This is a genomic window from Litoreibacter ascidiaceicola (assembly GCF_900129235.1).
Taxonomy (GTDB): Bacteria; Pseudomonadota; Alphaproteobacteria; order Rhodobacterales; family Rhodobacteraceae; genus Litoreibacter; species Litoreibacter ascidiaceicola.
This window is the reverse complement of sequence record NZ_FQUV01000010.1, coordinates 25,225-43,230: the sequence shown is the minus strand read 5'-3', so window position 1 is coordinate 43,230 and position 18,006 is coordinate 25,225. Positions and strand designations below refer to the sequence as shown.

Annotated in this window: 14 protein-coding genes; 6 read left to right on the top strand and 8 right to left on the bottom strand. The window is 52.9% G+C overall.

What is annotated here, in order from left to right:
- The 3 genes from BUB72_RS16785 to BUB72_RS16775 are packed head-to-tail and all read left to right on the top strand — an operon-like array spanning window position 1 to window position 6,292.
- Complete coding sequence (locus tag BUB72_RS16785) at window positions 1-1,005, top strand: glycosyltransferase family 2 protein (protein WP_073146016.1); 1,005 nt, start codon at window positions 1-3, stop codon at window positions 1,003-1,005.
- Window positions 1,006-1,010: 5 nt separating this feature from the next.
- On the top strand, window positions 1,011-5,651 hold the full coding sequence (locus BUB72_RS16780) for a MupA/Atu3671 family FMN-dependent luciferase-like monooxygenase (RefSeq protein ID WP_073146015.1): 4,641 nt from the start codon (window positions 1,011-1,013) through the stop codon (window positions 5,649-5,651).
- Entirely contained in the window at window positions 5,648-6,292 is a 645-nt protein-coding gene (locus BUB72_RS16775; RefSeq protein WP_083588717.1) for a 4'-phosphopantetheinyl transferase family protein, read from the top strand. Before BUB72_RS16780 ends, BUB72_RS16775 begins: the two co-directional genes overlap by 4 nt.
- Here the strand turns inward: BUB72_RS16775 and BUB72_RS16770 are convergent.
- The gene (locus BUB72_RS16770; RefSeq protein WP_139250714.1) at window positions 6,266-7,372 is read right to left on the bottom strand and encodes a glycosyltransferase; all 1,107 of its coding nucleotides are present in this window, start codon (window positions 7,370-7,372) and stop codon (window positions 6,266-6,268) included. The genes BUB72_RS16775 and BUB72_RS16770 overlap by 27 nt on opposite strands.
- Window positions 7,373-7,542: 170 nt before the next feature.
- Here BUB72_RS16770 and BUB72_RS16765 point away from each other — a divergent pair, with 170 nt between their 5' ends.
- Both BUB72_RS16765 and BUB72_RS16760 read left to right on the top strand, forming a co-directional pair.
- A complete protein-coding gene (locus BUB72_RS16765) occupies window positions 7,543-8,478 on the top strand; it encodes a hypothetical protein (protein WP_073146013.1) in 936 nt (311 codons plus the stop codon).
- 130 nt (window positions 8,479-8,608) lie between these two features.
- Complete coding sequence (locus BUB72_RS16760) at window positions 8,609-9,856, top strand: ArnT family glycosyltransferase (RefSeq protein WP_073146012.1); 1,248 nt, start codon at window positions 8,609-8,611, stop codon at window positions 9,854-9,856.
- 847 nt (window positions 9,857-10,703) lie between these two features.
- Here the strand turns inward: BUB72_RS16760 and BUB72_RS16755 are convergent.
- The 7 genes from BUB72_RS16755 to BUB72_RS16730 form a co-directional block, all read right to left on the bottom strand.
- Entirely contained in the window at window positions 10,704-10,985 is a 282-nt protein-coding gene (locus tag BUB72_RS16755) for a hypothetical protein (protein WP_073146011.1), read from the bottom strand.
- Window positions 10,986-11,012: 27 nt separating this feature from the next.
- The gene (locus BUB72_RS16750; protein ID WP_073146010.1) at window positions 11,013-11,324 is read right to left on the bottom strand and encodes a hypothetical protein; all 312 of its coding nucleotides are present in this window, start codon (window positions 11,322-11,324) and stop codon (window positions 11,013-11,015) included.
- Between the two features lie 18 nt (window positions 11,325-11,342).
- Complete coding sequence (locus tag BUB72_RS18675) at window positions 11,343-11,525, bottom strand: glycosyltransferase family protein (protein WP_217653870.1); 183 nt, start codon at window positions 11,523-11,525, stop codon at window positions 11,343-11,345.
- Between the two features lie 206 nt (window positions 11,526-11,731).
- Window positions 11,732-12,619: a class I SAM-dependent methyltransferase gene (locus BUB72_RS16745; RefSeq protein WP_217653869.1), complete on the bottom strand. Its 888-nt coding sequence runs from the start codon at window positions 12,617-12,619 to the stop codon at window positions 11,732-11,734.
- A 39-nt stretch (window positions 12,620-12,658) separates the two neighbouring features.
- Window positions 12,659-13,621 carry a hypothetical protein gene (locus BUB72_RS16740; protein ID WP_139250712.1) on the bottom strand — a complete coding sequence of 321 codons (963 nt, stop codon included), beginning with the start codon at window positions 13,619-13,621 and terminating at the stop codon, window positions 12,659-12,661.
- 48 nt (window positions 13,622-13,669) lie between these two features.
- Complete coding sequence (locus tag BUB72_RS16735; protein WP_245814908.1) at window positions 13,670-15,889, bottom strand: glycoside hydrolase family 99-like domain-containing protein; 2,220 nt, start codon at window positions 15,887-15,889, stop codon at window positions 13,670-13,672.
- Window positions 15,890-15,960: 71 nt separating this feature from the next.
- Window positions 15,961-16,752, bottom strand: a complete 792-nt coding sequence (locus tag BUB72_RS16730; RefSeq protein WP_073146007.1) for an ABC transporter permease — start codon at window positions 16,750-16,752, stop codon at window positions 15,961-15,963.
- 94 nt (window positions 16,753-16,846) lie between these two features.
- On the opposite strand from BUB72_RS16730, the gene BUB72_RS16725 reads away from it, so the two are divergent.
- Window positions 16,847-18,001, top strand: coding sequence for a KpsE/RkpR family capsule polysaccharide export protein (locus tag BUB72_RS16725; protein ID WP_073146006.1), 1,155 nt, complete (start codon window positions 16,847-16,849; stop codon window positions 17,999-18,001).
- Window positions 18,002-18,006: the final 5 nt, after the last annotated feature.

Below are 18,006 nucleotides of genomic sequence, written 5' to 3'. Positions count from 1 at the left end.
ATGCCAGCACCCACTGTTTTGACGATCATTCTTAATTACAAAACCGCCGATATGACCCTGCGCTCGGTTCAAGCGGCACGGATCGCCATGCAGGGCCTGCCTGGCGAAATCACAATAGTCGATAACGACAGTCAGGATGGGTCTTTTGAGAATATCCGTGACCATGTCGAGGCCGAACGTTGGGAAGGCATCCGCGTCCTTAGATCAGGGCACAATGGCGGATACGGAGCAGGGAATAATGTTGGAATCCGTGCGGGAATGTCGGATGGCACAGCACCTGATTTCATCTACATTCTAAATTCTGATGCATTTCCCGAACCCGAAGCGATCACTGAACTTTACAACTTTTTGCAAACCCACCCAAAAACTGGCTTTGTGGGTAGCTATATCTTTGGTGAAGACGGTGATCGGCACACAACTACATTCCGGTTTCCCTCAATCCTCAGCGAACTTGAAAGCGCCATCCGCTTCGGTCCTATAACAAAGCTGCTAAAGTCTTACAGGGTTCCACGCGAAGATATCGTCGGGACAGCATCTGTAGATTGGCTTGCCGGGGCCAGCATGATGATGCGCCGAAGTGTGCTTGATGAAATAGGGCTCTTTGATGAGACATTCTTTCTATACTTTGAAGAAGCTGATTTGTGCGCGCGCGCGCGGACATCAAATTATTCTATACACTATGTGTATGAAAGCCGGGTAATGCACTTGGGCTCCGTGTCTACCGGTATGAAGACGTGGGACCGCGTGCCAGATTACTGGTTTGAATCCCGTTTTCATTACTTCCAGAAGAACTATGGCCTCACCTATGCTGGCTTCGCCACTTTGGTTCACCTCAGTGCGGGAAGTCTGCATTGGCTGCGCTGCAAGTTGACCGGAAAAACGCGTGATGTGTCCCCAAACTTCCTGCGTTCCATGGCAAAACACGATTTTGCCAACATTATCGGCTCTATTACGGGCACGACCCATAACCAATCACCTGAACTCGACACTAAAATCGGAGAGTAGATCCCATGTCTCAATTCAGCGCGATTATCATCGGCAATGAATCCCTCGCCATTCAGTGCGCGGAAATGTTGCTTGAGGCGGGGCACCAAGTACCCGCAGTAGTCACGCGTAACACCGATATCTCGGCTTGGGCAAAGGGCGCGGATATTCAGGCCATTTCTGCGGACGCCAATCTGGCTGAGGAAATGAACGGAATGTCTTTCGACTGGCTGCTTTCCATCGCCAATCTCGACATGATCCCCGACGACGTGCTCGCGATCCCTGCACGTGGCGCGGTAAACTTCCACGATGGCCCACTACCCCGTTACGCCGGTTTAAACGCTCCGGCTTGGGCGTTGATTAATGGTGAAACCGAATATGGAATCAGCTGGCATATGATCGCTAGCGGCGTCGACGAAGGCGATTTGCTAACTCAGCAATTTTTTGACATCGCGCCGAACGAGACGACCCTAACCCTGAACACCAAATGCTATGGCGCCGCGATTGAAGGGTTCTCGACCGTTATAGATAAATTGGCCACCGAACAGCCGCTATTGACGAAACAAGACCTCTCCAAACGAAGCTATTTTGCCAAGAACGACCGCCCACCTGCTGCGGGTCGGCTCGACTTCTCGCGCTCGGCGCGTAGCATCACGACATTGGTGCGCGCGCTGGATCATGGCGGCTACTGGAACCCTCTCACCTGCCCCAAGATTGAGGTGAACAGCCAAGTTTTTCTGGTGTCCCGAGCAACAGCCGGAAAAGCTGCATCCGATAGCCCTGTTGGTACGGTTCTAGACGTCAGTGATGACAGTATAACTGTCGCCACAGGCACGGCCCCGGTAACCCTTCACGGGCTTCGTAGGTGTGACGGCGAAACGGTCGATCCCTCACAGATCGCAAAGCCGGGCGATATGCTACCTTCCCCCGATGCTGTTTTATCGAAAACTCAGTCGGAAGCGCTGAAGCAAACATTAAAATCCGAGGCCAAATGGCGTGCACGACTTGAAGGCGCTACCCTCGCTACATTGCCCCTAATTGATGCATCAGCCTCGCAGGGTGAAATCAAGTCCCGTACGCTTGACTTACCCGAAGGGGTCACACGCACACAGAGCCTATCGGCGATGGCTGCCCTCGCTTTGCAATTGGGAGACAACGAGGACATCACAATCGCCGCAGAATTGACGGCTGATCATACCGGATACCTGAACCCTTGGGTTCCTGTCCAAGCTTCCAACATCGAAGACGATCTTGCCGCCGCGCAGGCTATGGGGCCATTTGCCTCTGACCTTATTGCTCGCATCCCCAGTCTAGCCAGGCCCGCAACACCTGCATTGGGTCTGTCAAAGCAATCACATTTGGAAGGAACTGCGCTGACATTGACGTCAGATGGCACTCTATTCGCGGACATCGGAAAGATCGGCCCAGAGGCGGTAGACTTGATGGGTGATCGGCTCTCTCACATGATCCATCAGATAGCGGCAGGCAAAGCGCCAACGATACTGCCCGAAGCAGAGCGCCAGCAAGTTCTCTATAACTGGAACGCGACTGCCACCGAATTCCCAGAGGACCTTTGCATCCACCAGGCGTTCGAAGCCCAAGTCGCCAAAACGCCCAACGCTGAAGCTCTATCGTTTGAAGGCGAGACACTGACCTACAGTGAGCTTAACACCCGTGCTAATAAAATGGCCCAAGTGTTAACAGACATGGGAGTAGCACCTGAGGTAGTTGTCGGCCTACATTTGCCCCGATCCGCTGATCTTGTCATTGCCGCGCTGGCCATCTTGAAGGCGGGCGGCGCCTATCTGCCAATGGACCCAAGTTACCCCACAGATCGCACCGCTCATTATATTGAGGACAGCGGAACTAATGTGATCATCACAGATACTAATCTTGCGGAATTATTGCCAAAGCATGCCGCCAGAGTTTTGTGCGTTGATAACGCCCCATCGCTGGATTCTGCCCCTTCGGAAAACCCCGAAAGTGGCGTGATCGGAGAAGGATTAGCCTATTTGATCTACACGTCCGGATCGACCGGCAAGCCTAAAGGCGTGATGGTTGAACACCGCAACGTCGCCAATTTCTTTACAGGTATGGATGGGCGCATCGCCCATGAAGACGGGTCCGTCTGGATGGCAGTGACGTCATTGTCGTTCGACATATCGGTGCTGGAGCTATTTTGGACCCTCAGCCGCGGCTTCAAGGTTGTCATCAGTTCGGATGATAATCGAACTCTCGGGGCGACAGATAGCCCGTCAGGGCGCGCTGTTGGAGGTATGGAGTTCAGCCTATTCTATTGGGGTAACGACGACGGCGTTGGTCGCGACAAGTACCGTACGCTTCTTGAAGGTGCGAAATTCGCGGATCAAAACGGATTTTGTGCTGTTTGGACCCCGGAGCGCCACTTCCACGCCTTCGGCGGCCCCTATCCTAACCCATCCGTCACCGGTGCGGCGGTCGCGGCCGTGACCCAGAATATTGGCGTACGGGCCGGCTCCTGCGTGGCCCCACTCCATCACACCGCCCGCATTGCCGAAGAATGGGCGGTGGTCGACAACCTCACGAACGGGAAAGCCGGTCTCGCGATTGCATCCGGCTGGCAACCTGATGACTTCGTGTTGCGTCCAGAGAACACGCCACCCAAAAACAAGCCCGCGATGTTCGAAGCAATCGCTGACCTACGCAAGCTTTGGTCCGGTGAGGAAATTTCTTTCCCGCGTGAGAATGGCGAGATGCACAACGTCCTTACGCAGCCCCGGCCGGTGTCAAAGAAGCTTGATGTTTGGGTCACGACCGCAGGCAATCCCGAGACTTGGAAAGAAGCGGGCGTTCACGGCTGCAATGTGCTGACGCATCTTTTGGGCCAAAGCGTGGATGAAGTAGGTGAGAAGATCATTCTTTATCATCAAGCTTTACGTGATGCTGGTCATAACCCTGATGATTTCACAGTCACTTTGATGCTGCACTCCTTCTTGGCCGAGACTCGCGAGCAGGCGCGAGAAATCGCACGCGAACCAATGAAGGATTATCTTCGCGCGGCTGCGGGATTGATCAAGCAATACGCATGGGCGTTCCCCGCTTTCAAGAAGCCAAAGGGTGTAGAAAACCCCATGCAGCTCGATCTTGGGTCTCTGACCGAGGACGAGCTAGAAGGCATTTTGGATTTTGCTTTTGAGCGCTATTTCAACGATAGCGGCCTGTTCGGCACCATCGAGGAAGCCATGGAGCGGGTCGAGGAGGTCAAAGCCATTGGCGTAACCGAAATCGCCTGCCTTATCGACTACGGCATCAATGTGGAGCAGGTCCTTGAAGGGCTGCGACCTCTGGCTGAGGTGGTGAAGCTTTCAAATGCAGACGTCGCGACGACAGCACAGGACTATTCCATCGCAGCCCAAATCCTGCACCACAAAGTTACGCATCTGCAATGCACACCCTCTATGGCGCAAATGCTGGTGATGACAGACGAGGCCCGCGAAGCCCTGCCCCAGCTGGATGTGATGATGGTGGGTGGCGAAGCCTTACCCGGCGCGTTGGCCACGGAGTTGAAGACACTCACGGGCGGTCACGTGGAAAATATGTATGGCCCGACCGAGACAACTATTTGGTCCACGACCCAGACCGCTACTGGCGGCGAAGGCGTGGTGTCTATCGGGACTCCAATCGCAAATACCCAAGTTTACGTGTTGGATGACAACATGGAACCACGCCCAATAGGCGTGCCAGGAGAGTTGTATATCGCAGGCGCCGGGGTCACCCGTGGTTATTTCAAGCGCCCTGACCTGACCTCCGAACGCTTCGTTCGCGATCCATTCGTTAATGACGCCGATCCCGACAGGGCTGGTGCCGGCTTGATGTATCGCACCGGCGATATCGCGCGTTGGCAACCAGATGGCACACTTGATTTCTTGGGCCGTGCTGACTTCCAAGTGAAGCTGCGTGGCTATCGCGTGGAACTAGGTGAGATTGAGACCGCAATCGACCAGTTCGAAGGTATCAAGCATTCAGTCGTGGTGACACGGGAAGACAGCCCAGGCCAGTTGGTCGCTTACATGCTGTCCAACGACGACGTCGACCAAGATGCCTTGCGCACCCATCTGCGCGACACCCTACCGGACTACATGGTGCCACATCATTTCGTGACGATGAACGCCTTCCCGCTGTCCCCGAACAAGAAGGTAGATCGCAACGCTTTGCCCGCGCCGTCTGAAGTGCAAGCCCAAAGCAGTTCCACCCTAAATGCTGCGGCGAAAGCAGAGGAGGCATCTACCACTCCGATCAACATTAGCTCAGACGAAGAAGTCACCCAAGCAATCGCTGCCATTTGGTCGCATACATTGAACATTCCCAACATCGCACCGAAGGACAACTTCTTTGATCTTGGAGGGCATTCCCTTCTGGCTGTTCAAGTGCATCGCGAGATCCGCCAACGGTTGAATGTGCAAAAGCTCTCGATCACCGACATTTTCCGCGCGCCGACTCTAAGTGCCTTGTCGGCCATCGTCGCGAAGAAGGCAGGTGTTACAGCAATGCCCAAAGCCCCTGCTGCGGCGCCCCCTCAACCAGAGGCGGCTTCTGAGACCCCCGCCCGACCCGAGCCTGACAATGCTCGCAATGCAGCGATGGCCAAGCGTCGCGAAATGCGCGCGCGGCGACAAAACCGGACGTGACAGAAAAAATACGATCCACGCTGCGCGAGATGCTTGGTGACGAGGTTGGGATAGGCATCACTGATCCACGTGATCCAGAGCAGGGTCTGCTTGAAGCCGAGTATCCAGCCATTGCAAGTGCGGTGCCAAAACGTCGTCGCGAATACGCAGCTGGCCGTCGGGCTGCTCGCGCCGCCATGACCGAACTAGGGCTTCCACCAGCACCGATATCAACGGGAACTCAGCGGGAACCACTTTGGCCACAAGGGCTGGTAGGTTCTATCGCTCATTGCAACACGCTGTGTATTGCTGCTGTTAGCCTTACCCATCGCAGCATTGGACTAGATGTTGAACCCGCAGTGCCGCTTCCATCCGATTTGGAACGCATTGTCTGCACCCCAACGGAGCGTCATTGGCTGAAAACTCTTCCCACCAATGATCGCGGGCTTAACGCCAGGAAAATCTTCAGCGCCAAAGAAGCCGTATATAAAGCGCAATATCTGGTAACGAGCCAGATGATCGGATTCGAGGACGTCAATATTCAGTTTGAAGGTATAGACTTTACGGCTGATCTGCCCAGCACCCTGACAATTCAAAGCATGTCTGGGCAGCTGCGGTTGGTCGAAGACTACCTGTTAGGATCTGTCCGGATCGACATGTGACATGCGCTTGCCGAACTCGATCAGGAAGTCGTGCGACTTAGCAAATTCCAACGCTTTGTCACATCTCAGACCTATCTCTGCTCGCTTTTTATCTATCTCCGCTATCACGTCCACAATGCCAGTGATGTCTCCCATCGGAACTGTCCAACCTGAGCCGCTTGCCTGGTTCAAAGCAGCCCACATCTGGTTTCCATACCCAACCACGGCGACGCCGCACCCCATGTTCTCCAGATAGGTACATGATGGGTCTGATTGCCGATGGCAGCAAAGATAGATGTCACTGTTTTTGCGAATATGAGGGACCAACTCGGTCTCGAAATCGACCGGAGCGTGCAGTGCCACGCTGTTCTCTAAGCCCTGAGACGTGATACCTCGGGCAATCTGTTGTTTGAGCCCCCCCTCCCCAAAAATATCGAGGTGGAAACGCACTCCCTGCCCACGTAGCTTTGAAGCTATGGGCAACAGATCATGTGCCCCTTTCATCTGTTCAAGTCGACCAGAGTAGATCAGCCGCAAAGGCTCGCCAGAATTGAGACGTTCCGCGCGTGCCTTTAGTTCGTCCTCTGTCGCGAACAAAGAGGGTGTCATACGATTATCTAGGTAAAGCAGCGGATCGCGGTTCAAGTGCGCATAAGTTTGATAAGCCGGGTACCCGTTCGACTGAAACCCTTCAGCCTTGCGAATAAACCGTTTGCGCAGCCCCTCTTTTCTAACCAACCACAACATAGTGTATAAGCGCTTTGCCAGCCCGTGCTGGGGGTCAAGCCACGCCGCCTGCAATCGGGTCTTCAGGGTGTATTCCATGGTGACGAAAAACTTGGGAGGCCGCTGGATTTCAAGGTTAGGAATGTCCAAGTTCTCTGCATCATCGACGCTGCATAGAACTACGTCGTAACCATCCAGATGCTCTGCTGAAATAGCTTGATCTTGTTTCAGGACTTTAAGCCCAAATCCTGGATCGGTTGTAATTTCTTGCGCACCAAAGGGAATGTTCTCAGCCCCCTCGCGCAGCAGACAGTCGACTTCCCCGTTCCAAAATTTTTGGTGCAACGCCATTCCGGTCAAAAACTTGCCATCCATGACAAACCCGTTTTCGGTGGGAATGACCGGCGCCGGGGCGATGAGAAGAAGTCGCGACCTAGAGTTCACATTCAATACACTTAAACCTAAGCGCCTTCCAATTCTGCGTTGCGTTGTTACAGTTGACGCTTATCCTCGTTCACAAGTCAAAGATTAGTAGGAATTTGGGGATGACTAAAGCACTTGTCGTAGTTGCAGTGACCATTGCAGTTCTTAGCGCGCTTTATGTCTGGCGCAGCAGCAGCCACAAACCACTGGGTCAAGAAGCCTTCGACGCACTGTACGAAGCGCCTGCCCCAAAGCCGCCCCAAACAATGACTGCGATGCACTTGGGCCATAGTCTTGTATCGCACGATATGCCCGAGCTGCTCGTTCAGCTTTCTGACGGACGCTATCACTACAACAGCCAACTTGGTTGGGGGACATTTTTGAAAGCCCACTGGGATCCGGACACGCCTATCAACGGGTTTGAGGATTCAAATGGTCACCCGCAATTTCGCGACGCACATGAGGCCATCGCTTCGGGTGAATATGATGCCATCATCCTCACCGAAGCCGTCGAAATCCGCGACTCCATCAAATACATGGACAGCGCCAAAATGTTGCATAACTGGGCGACCAAGGCGCGGGCCAGTAACCCTGACGTCAGGGTTTATTTCTACGAGACTTGGCACGACCTCGATGATCCGGAAGGTTGGTTGGAGCGCCTCGATCGAGACCTAGAAATGTATTGGGAAGGAGCGATCCTGCGCCCTGCTTTAAACCTTGATGATAACCCGCAACCGATCTACGTGATCCCCGCAGGCCAGGTTATGGCACGCTTCGTGCGTGAAATTGAAAAGCGCGGTGGGGTTGGGCCAATCAAATCTCGGACAGACCTGTTCTCAGACACTATTCACTTCAACGCTTATGGTGCTTATCTAGTCGCCCTCACTCATTTTGCGGTATTGTATCAGACGTCTCCGGTCGGACTTCCCCATAATCTGGTCAAGTTTGATGGAACGCCCGCACCCGATCCGGGACCGGAGGCTGCGAAGCTTATGCAGGAAATTGTTTGGGATGTCGTGACTCATTACAATAGGACTGGCGTGCCGCAGCAAGGCTAAGCGTGCTATTGGCGCTCAAAAAAGGCGCACGTTTTCGCGGGTCTTGTGGTAAGTATTCTAGACTGCCGTTTGTAAGCTTCAGTGTCGCGCGAGGTGCCCAGTGCGTTTTCTATCTTCAATAAGAAATGGCATGGCTGGTCGCGAACAGTTCTATGCATACACGATTATTGCGCTCGTAGTATTAGCACTGGCCAGCGTAACCATACTAAGTGGAGATCGAGTGAGATCACTCGATGAACCGAACTTCTTGGCCATTGCAGAAAACCTTGCCCTTAACGGCATATACGCCCACCAAGACGGCGAATTAACTGCCTATCACGCGCCGGGGCTGGTCTTGTTTATCACGCCCTTTGTGAAATTGGGCGCGGGCCTCATGGAGCTACGCCTAATTAATAACCTGCTGCTAGGAGCGAGCCTCCTATTGGTATTTCACATGGTTCGCCGCAATGCTGGCCCTCTTGCAGGTTTAATGGCCGTGATCCTGATTCCGCTGTGGCCCGTCATCCTTTATGCTTCTCTCACACTTTATCCGCAGACACTTGCTGCATTCATGTTAGTGCTGACGGCTTTTCTTCTAGATCGCCTTACAGTGACCCAGTCAAAGGTAACCGCCGCCTTGGCTGGTCTGTCGTTTGGCTTTCTGATCTTAACAATCCCGATTGTTTTGCTTCTGGTGCCAATATTTGTCCTGTGGGTCTGGTTTCAATCTCACAAACCATTGCGCCACTTAATCGCCTTCCTCGCATGTGCCGCGCTTCTTGTAGCTGGTTGGGGCATACGAAATCACAACGCCTTTGGAGTCGTCATCCTGACAGCAACCAGCGGCGGATATAATTTACTTGCGGGGAACTCGCCTGAAGCACGGTATAACACTAGTCTTGATGTGAAGTTTCCCGACTATGTTTACACTGAGATCACCGGAAAAACCGAGATCGAACGCGACAAGATTTTCAAGCGTGCAGCCTTTCGTGAGATGGCGAACAACCCGGCACGGACAGTTTCTCTATATTTTGGAAAATTTCTGCATTGGTTTGATTTCAGCAATCGGCTCATGTCCGACACTGCTGTTGAAGGCGGTGCCTCAACAGTGAATGTAAGCACGCGTGAGGTCATTCTGCTGGCTGCATATAGCCTCATTATCCTACCCCTCGTCGCCCGTGTCGCCTTATTGCATAAACACCCATTCCGGCCAATTGAGACACTTGGGCTATGTTTGTGGATTGGTGCTGGCCTTGCGTATGCGGTGTTTTTCACTCGCGTTCGGTTCAGAATGCCTTTTGACTGGCTGATCATCGCGAACAATGCGATTTTCATAGCGCTGATTTTCGAAACATCTATAGAACGCTGGAAATCTGATATTAAGACTGTAGATTACTAGCCATATTTGGGGTCTTATAAAGTATTTTTCTGAAAAGTCATAAGTAACTATGTAAATTTGAAAGAACACTAACTGAATATTAATCCACTTAGAACCCTCAGTTCTTCAAAAAAAACGTTAGATATCTTTCTTCTCGACACATTGATTACACTACAATTCTCGCTGATTCAAAACGATTTCTAAAAATTGAAATCACTCAGTTTAGAGGCGAATTTGATAACCGAGAGGCAGATGCGCTTCGGCTCTACAGTCAAGGCACCCCCAAGAGTTAAAAAGCGCACACTCGCCCCACGGGGACGACAAGGAAGGTGGCCGCATACGTGAAGCAATCGAAGTTCTGAACTATGTCGCTGGATCTACTTCGCCTGACCGGCGCGAGGTTTCAGCCCGTCACTACGCCCGCCGAGCCACTTGTGAGAACACCAATCTCGCCTACAATGAGACCGCCAGCATTTCGACAGTTGGTGCCGCAGACGTAGCGCACATTCGAGCCCCCGAACTGGCCCCCGAATTGATCCGATTGTATCTCGCCAACTGCTGTGCACTTGATGATAACGCCGCAGCCATTTCAGTCGTGACAATTGAGCCTCGTATGTCTTGTCTTGCAAGGCATTATTGAAAAGCAGTTTTGTCCATAGTCGCCCGACCTGCCACATCACCACTGGTTCGGCAGGTGTCCAGTGCTAACATGCGCGTCCTTCTGTTTTTCGCACAATCAGCAACCACCCCCTACTCGGGTCTCGAGTCATTGTTTTTTCCGATAAATGCGGAGCTTAGTGGGTTTGAAGAGGCTTAAAGGGTGTTGCCTAACGGTTGCGCGCGTCCTTCATCGCTAATGCTAGCCGACTTATAACGCCAAGTAGCGTTTGAGTACCAAATGCCATCCATCCCTTGACGGCGTGTTCGCCTCTGAGTAGGAGGCGAACTTATCAATTTTTCCGACGAAAATATTTTCACCTAGCTTACGAATATCCCCTACTTCGCCATCAACCTGATCACTCACATACAACAGTTGTCCCGGTCCTTTGTCGGCGATAACGGCCCCCAAATCATGTAGTTGGCCGTCGCTGATATGCTCGTTCCGTTTGTAAACGAACGTTCTCTGGCCCGAAGCAAGAAGGCTTTTCATTTTTTCAATCAAATAAAGAATTTTTTTTTATTCTTTAGTATAAACCTCGTTGCGCTCGCATTCTGTGTGAACAAATACTTTGTTTTTGGAATGCATGGCGGTATGAAAATATAATCCATACCTTTGGTCCAAAACCATACCGTCCGTGTGTGGTGTCAAGTTATCGTAAAGATACAAATCGGAAAAATCATTTGCGATCCCAGCAATGAGCGCATCGGGAGGGCTAACCGACCATCTTAAAAGGCCGCCCTCTTCATTCCTTTCAAACCTTTGAATAAACCCAAGCTCACAATTGTCACCCAGGCTTTCAAAATCTCTCGTGAAGTCTTCATATTCCATGGACGCTCTATTCCAGTATCAGTTGAAAAGAGCTTGGGCGGCTTCGTAGTCTTCGGGGAAATCAACTTCTCGCCAAGCAGCTCCCGTGACATCAGCGACACCAACTTCAATGCCCTCAGAGTCAATCAACTTTTGCACCGCCAATTCGAAGAAGGCTTGAAATTCCATATTTTCAAATAAAGAATTTGATGCACGTACCAATCTGGGCAACAAGTCACTCGAAACACGCGCAACTCCAAGATCTTAAGAAAGAGTACTGCGACCAACGAAGTTCGGATGTGTTGTATTCCGTTTTAGATTGCTCCGGAGTGAAGAATGTCTTGGGTTGGGAGGCGACAACCCCATTGTCAGAAAGCATTAGAAAATTTCTTGCCCGCTCGGAACGCTCGTCAGAAAGCTGAGCCATGTTAATGTTTCGCAGAACACTTTTCACCAACAACCACCAATGGCAGCATGTTACCGGGCTCGAGGGGATCGAGGCTTGTCCATAGCGGGCAGTTGGTGGAATAGAGCCCCAGATCATCGCTGACGCACACCTCCAATTTGGCAGGCTCGAAGCCGATAATGCGGAGGGTTTCGACCAAGTCCCAGCCGAAATTGTGGAATGTCAGGACACCGTCGGTGAGGTTGTCCCCATGGATCTCGTCCGGATGGTGGCGGATAAGGGTGCCGTCGTCGCCCAGTTCCGCCCGAAGCACGCTGTGCTCCATTGGAAAGACAGGTGCCGTGAACACTAACTTTCCGCCAGGTTTCAAGATGCGGTAGCATTCGGCCAGCGCGGCTTTTTGGTCCGGAACATGCTCCAGCACATCGCAATGAATCGCAAAATCGAAGGCAGCGTCCGCATAGCTCAACTTTTGCATATCTTCGCGGTGGGGGTCGTCCTCGCGGTCGACATAATGGCTGGCGGTGACCTTTAGCCCGCTGTTCCGAAACTCGTTATGTAGCGGCGTGTTGTACTCGAACAACGCCGCGGTTTCCCCCCGGGCGGAAATCCGGCTTTGCACCGCCAGCAAGAGCTGCCTTTGCCGCGCGTTGAGGCCCGTCGGGTCGACGAAACTCTCCCGGAAGTTGAACATATCCAAAAACTTGGCAGAGGTCGCCACTTTCACCTGTGCGGGGCTGTTGCTGCCGGAATGATAAATCGAAACCTCGCCGCCTTTTCGGGACAAGGCCGCTTCGGCCTCGCGATGTTCGGCAAAGTGCTTTTCATGAAAGGCGAGAAGCGGCTGGAACGCATCAAATTGGCGCCTGTTAGACCGGTACAGATCAAGAGCTTTGCTCTTGGGTTTCAAACCAAGACGTCGTCTCACACGATGCCAGAAATTTCCCATCTATTGGGTCTGACCATAGTGGCGCATCACTTGAGCAAGCTTCAACCAGTGCTTTGGAGTCAAATCATTGCGGAAAAGATAGTCGCGCTCCTCGTAATCGACCATGGAGAGGTCCGCGGCTGTCAGCTTGGTGTAGCGCTTCAAAAAGGTCTCGTTTCTTGGCGCAAATTCGGCACGGATTCGCTTGGCCTCGGCGCGCGCATACATCGTGGTGCGCCGGTCCTCGAAGATCGGCGCCATCGCGTCCGCCAGCAGGGGATCGAAACCGTCTGGGCGATTGACCAAAACGGCCAACCATGTCTGCAGCGCTTCATGCGACCGGTTCGCGTCCTCTTGCTTCATCTGTTCCGCCAAATGCCCGAACCCGATATGATCAAGAAAGTTGGTGAGCGGGTTCACCCCCTGCCCGTTCGGGCGGAACGGGATGAAAGTGATCTCTTCCTCGGTAAATGTTTCAAGCAACATGTCGTAGAGGTCATTGTAGTCCAAAAATACCCCTGTCGCCTGCCGTTGCGTGAAGCAGGCCGCAAGGTATTTTTGCCAATCGAAACTCGGGGTCTTGCGAAACACCTCAAAGTAGACTGATTGCACAAGGCTAAGTTGATCGCGCAGGGAACAAACGACCTGCACCTCGTCAAACGGGGCGATCCACTCGCGCAACTCCGCAAAGTTTACTCTGTTATTTGCGGAGCCGCGTGAAAGCTCCTCGGTCGAGATAAGGACCGTTTTGTCGGAGTTGCCATTCACCGTGGCAATATTTTGCCAATGCGCCTTTGCCCCCGCCGGATAGCGGTAAAACTCCGGCAGTCTGATCCAGTCTGCGACCAGGCCGTGATGCCGATGTGGTAAAACCGGGTAAACCAGCCCCGCACGATGCGCGATCTTCTGGTTATGTTCGAAGGTTTTCTGAATTGTCGTGGTCGCCGTCTTATGCGTCCCGATATGAAGGATAATCTTTGACACCTCAGATGCATCCCCTGCTGAAAGCTTGGTCCAATTCTTCACATTTCATCAGGTTTTACTCCATTTCGCGAGTACTCTTAAATAGGCGTCCCCGTATTGTCGCGATGGTTCCAACATCGCTTTCTCGGCCCATTCGTTCCACGAGTTTACGAACAACTCTGAACGGTAGGACTTGGAAAGGCGATGCGTGCAGGTTTGCGCCATCCACGCGTCAAAGGTCATCGGATTTGACCCCCAGGCGATGTGACCGCTCGCACCACGGCGCGCCGTGTTGTCCCAAGACGGCATCACGCCCGCAATGGTGTTGTGAGGTAGTTTGTCGGTGTATGCAGGACTGTTGCTGTTGGCCACGACGCCCCGATAGTCATAAATCAGCCCGCTAAACCCTGCCACAGGGTGCAAGTCCAGTTCCGTATCGGCCGGCCCGCCCAGCAGATATTGCTCGGGCGTAACCAGATTATGGGGTGGCATTTCTACCCAGAAGTCCAACAGATCGGGGTCGAATTGATGTTCGCCTTCCACGTGGAATAACACGGCACCCAGCTCGACCTCCCCTACTCCGCATGTGCGCCACGCGTCGCGCAGGCGGGCAATGCTGGCATTGGCGTCAGGAATGTCCTCTGGCCGATAGATGACAAATCGGGGGCGTGTCCCGTCAGGGCGTTGGTAGCGCGGGTCTCGCATATAGACCGCCGTGTCGTTGGCAAGTTTCTCTTCGAACCCGTCGGCATAGCCTTGATCAAGGAGAACTTCGCCAGTCAGCCCATCCCAGTTGCGCCGCCAGCTTTCGTTTGCCCAGCACAGGTAGAATGGGAAATCCAGGTCGGGGCACTTCAGCAGCCGATCGATCGGGCTTTCCAAGATACGCTTCCCATCAAACCAGTAAAAATAAGTACAGAACGCGTCGATGCCCATTTCCTTAGCCAGCTCGGCCTGTTCGCCCAAAACCTCGGTTTGGCGGAGATCATAAAAGCCAAACCGGCCAGGAAGCTGCGGATGATGGTGAAAGTCATAGTTCGGCTTGGCGGCGGAAACGGCCACCCATTCGGTGTATCCATGCCCCCACCATTCGTCATTTTCCGGCACACGGTGGAACTGCGGCAGGTAAAAAGCCGATACATAGTCCGGCCTCGGCGCAATCTCGACAGGCGCCATCTCCTCCAGCTGGCTGGTTTGAACGATGCGGTGGCCGCCATCCTCAGCCATGTAGCCAAGCGCCCGCTCGAACGCATGGGCCACAGTGCCGTCGACCTGACCGTATTCCTGCTCAAAATCGGCCGCCGTCAACGACAAGCCTCGCATCGTCGCCACAAGTTCTTGCTTCAGCCAATACATAGACCCCGCGGCAAAGGATAAACGGTCCTTATCCGCAACCAGTTCAACCCGTCGCAACAAACTGTCCGCCACAGCCAGATTGCTGCCCCACCAAACCGGATCGTCATAGTGCTGGCCGTCTGCGACCCAAAGGCTAGCCATCGGATCCGCCAGGAAACGGTCAAGATAGGCCGAGGTGTCTTTTCCCCGAAGCAGGCCCGAGATCAAGGCATCACGCCAAATGTCACCATCCTTGCGGTGCGGCGATTTCTTGGTGTGCACCTTGCACACGGCCTCATAGCGCGACAACAGGCCAGAGCTTACCAGATGCACAAAAGGGAAAATATCGCGGCCGTGGTTGGGCATGAAGACCACTGTGGCGGTTGGAAACTGCTCCAGAATCTCGGCCCGCAACGCATCGGTTTTCTCACCAAACCGGGTGATCGTCACGAAAAGATCGAAGGGAATATCCAGGTCGACCAGTTTGCGCGAAAAGTCGTCCCAAAGCTCGTGGTAGTAGATATGCGCATGCACCGCAAAGCGGCTGGGAACCTTGGGTGCCAAAGCTGCAAGACTGCGAAGGTCAGCGATCGAAATGTCATCTGCACGCGGCCCCGATGAGATGTCCTTGATCAGACGCCCTTCTTTCTTGCCGAACCGAATGTAGTGAAGCAAGGGCAGAACCTTTGGGTCGGCAAGGTCGGGGTTCAGGCGCTTATAGGCTTCCGGCGAGAAATCGGGGTTGGGTTGCCAGCCGATATTTTCGCCAAAACGGACGTAATGGCGGATCGGAAATGCGCGATAGATCGGATTAACGCCCCGGTTCACGCCACGGTAGAAGTTGCGATCAAACAGCCCGCTTCGCCATACGCGGAACGCATAGTAGTCCATTAACGGCCGAGGCACGAAAAACGTCAGGAAGCTGGCCAGTTTGGCAAAGAATGTATTGGTCATCGGGAGGCTATACTCGGCAGTATGAATGGGGTTGGTTAGCACCTGCCGTGACAAGGCTCAACCCGCGCGACTTATCTCTCCAGAAGGTCACGGTAATACCGCCGCAATAGTAACAGACCTAAAGAGAGCAGACTTCCTGCTAACAGGTATAGGTAGACCACAGAAACGTAAGTCGCATCATACGTAGCATAAAACCCATCCCGCATCATGCCAGTCAAATGCAGGATCGGATTGTACCAAAGATAAGTCTGTAACTCGACCGGTACATCTTCATACAAAAAGAAAACGCCGGAAATTATAAACATCGGGCGCATGAGGATCGACCAAACTGTGCGCAAAACTACGAATCTGGTGAACAAAAAACAATTTATCGTTCCGACAGCCAGTCCGAAGATCGCAGCGCTCAAGAGAGCCAGAATAACAGTGGGAAAATCAACGATTAATCGAACATCGTATATTTGATGGATGCCAAAAATAACCAGGTAAAAAACCATGAGATGCGTAAAGGTACTTAGGAGGAACCGTGCTAGCATCGCATCTATGATGGTCACACTCGGATAGGACAACAACTGCCTAGAGAACAAGATGGATTGGGACATCTTGGTCGCAATATCGTTGAACATCATGAAAGGAAGATAGGCCGTTGCATAGAACAACGGAAAATTCGTGCCCAGCGACGGCGCCCGCAATGCGTAAGAGAAGATAAACGACAGCACAGCAATTGCGGCGACCGGTTCAAGAATGGCCCAAACATAGCCACCGGGCGACCTGCCATAGGTCGAGGACATCTCACGTAGCATGAGCGCAAATGTGGCTCTTGCAGTCTGGAAGCGCGGGCGGAGCGAACGCGTTTGGCCAGCCATTCAATCCTCCTTGCCGTCATTGCGCATCGTGATGATAGCCAGTTATACGTTGACTGGCGGTGAATGCCAGCCACCGGATGGAGTACGATAAAAAATGTCCCAAGCACAATCAGGCAACCTGCCCTACACGGTGGTCGGGCTTGCCCGTACCAAAACGCGCCATCTTTGGCTCATCGTCAGCTTCGTACTTTTCTTCCTACTACCTGTGCTGACCACCGGAGTTTACCTTTATGCCATCGCTAAAGACCAATATGCCTCGACGGTCGCATTCACCGTTCGGACCGAAGATGTAAGCTCTGCGGTTGATATCCTTGGTGGTATTTCGAACCTGTCCGGGGCGAGTTCATCGGATTCAGACATCCTTTATGAGTTTATTCAAAGCCAACAACTGGTTAAAGCGCTCGACGAAAAGCTTGACCTGCGCAATCGATATTCTCGGTCCTATTCCGAGGACTTCTACTTCTCGCTGAAACCGGGGGGAACGATCGAGGATCTGACCAAATACTGGGAGCGTATGGTCAAAATTTACTACGATAGCGGGTCCGGCTTGATAGAATTGCGTGTGAAAGCATTCGATCCGAATGAAGCGCTTGAGATCGCGAATGCGATCGTAACCGACAGCACCGAGATGATAAACGAGCTTAACGCCATCGCCCGCGAGGACGCCACGCGCTACGCCAAGGAAGATCTCGATCTGGCAGTGGACCGCTTGAAGCTTGCACGTCAGTCCATCCTTGAGTTTCGGGCACGGACCCAGATCGTGGATCCGCAGGCCGATCTTCAAGGGCAAATGGGCATTCTGAACAACCTTCAACAACAATTTGCCACAGCCCTGATCGAACTTGACCTCTTACGTGAAACCACGCGCGACAACGACCCGCGCATTGTGCAGGCCGAGAACCGCATCAAGGTCATCCAGGACCGCATCACTGAGGAGCGGTTAAAGTTTGGCTCCAGTACGGTCGAAGGCGGAGAAGACTACGTTACAATCATCGGTGAATTCGAACGTCTGAATGTTGATTTGGAATTCGCCCAGAGTACCTATCTTGCAGCTTTGGCGTCCTACGACAGTTCCATCGCGGAAGCGCAACGAAAGAGTCGCTATCTGGCCGCATATCTCAAACCGTCGGCGGCGGAACGTTCCTTATATCCGGAGCGCTCACTGCTGCTACTGATGGTCGCCGTTTTTGCGTTTCTTTTGTGGACCATACTTTCGTTGGCCTATTATAGTATCCGGGACCGTGGGTAGATCAG

Coding starts and splice junctions, on each gene's coding strand:
- BUB72_RS16765 (WP_073146013.1), top strand. CDS start 7,543: ATGACTAAAGCACTTGTCGTAGTTGCAGTGACCATTGCAGTTCTTAGC.
- BUB72_RS16725 (WP_073146006.1), top strand. CDS start 16,847: ATGTCCCAAGCACAATCAGGCAACCTGCCCTACACGGTGGTCGGGCTT.
- BUB72_RS16750 (WP_073146010.1), bottom strand. CDS start 11,324: ATGGAATATGAAGACTTCACGAGAGATTTTGAAAGCCTGGGTGACAAT.
- BUB72_RS16785 (WP_073146016.1), top strand. CDS start 1: ATGCCAGCACCCACTGTTTTGACGATCATTCTTAATTACAAAACCGCC.
- BUB72_RS16755 (WP_073146011.1), bottom strand. CDS start 10,985: ATGAAAAGCCTTCTTGCTTCGGGCCAGAGAACGTTCGTTTACAAACGG.
- BUB72_RS16780 (WP_073146015.1), top strand. CDS start 1,011: ATGTCTCAATTCAGCGCGATTATCATCGGCAATGAATCCCTCGCCATT.
- BUB72_RS16730 (WP_073146007.1), bottom strand. CDS start 16,752: ATGGCTGGCCAAACGCGTTCGCTCCGCCCGCGCTTCCAGACTGCAAGA.
- BUB72_RS16760 (WP_073146012.1), top strand. CDS start 8,609: ATGGCTGGTCGCGAACAGTTCTATGCATACACGATTATTGCGCTCGTA.
- BUB72_RS16770 (WP_139250714.1), bottom strand. CDS start 7,372: ATGGATGGCAAGTTTTTGACCGGAATGGCGTTGCACCAAAAATTTTGG.
- BUB72_RS16735 (WP_245814908.1), bottom strand. CDS start 15,889: ATGACCAATACATTCTTTGCCAAACTGGCCAGCTTCCTGACGTTTTTC.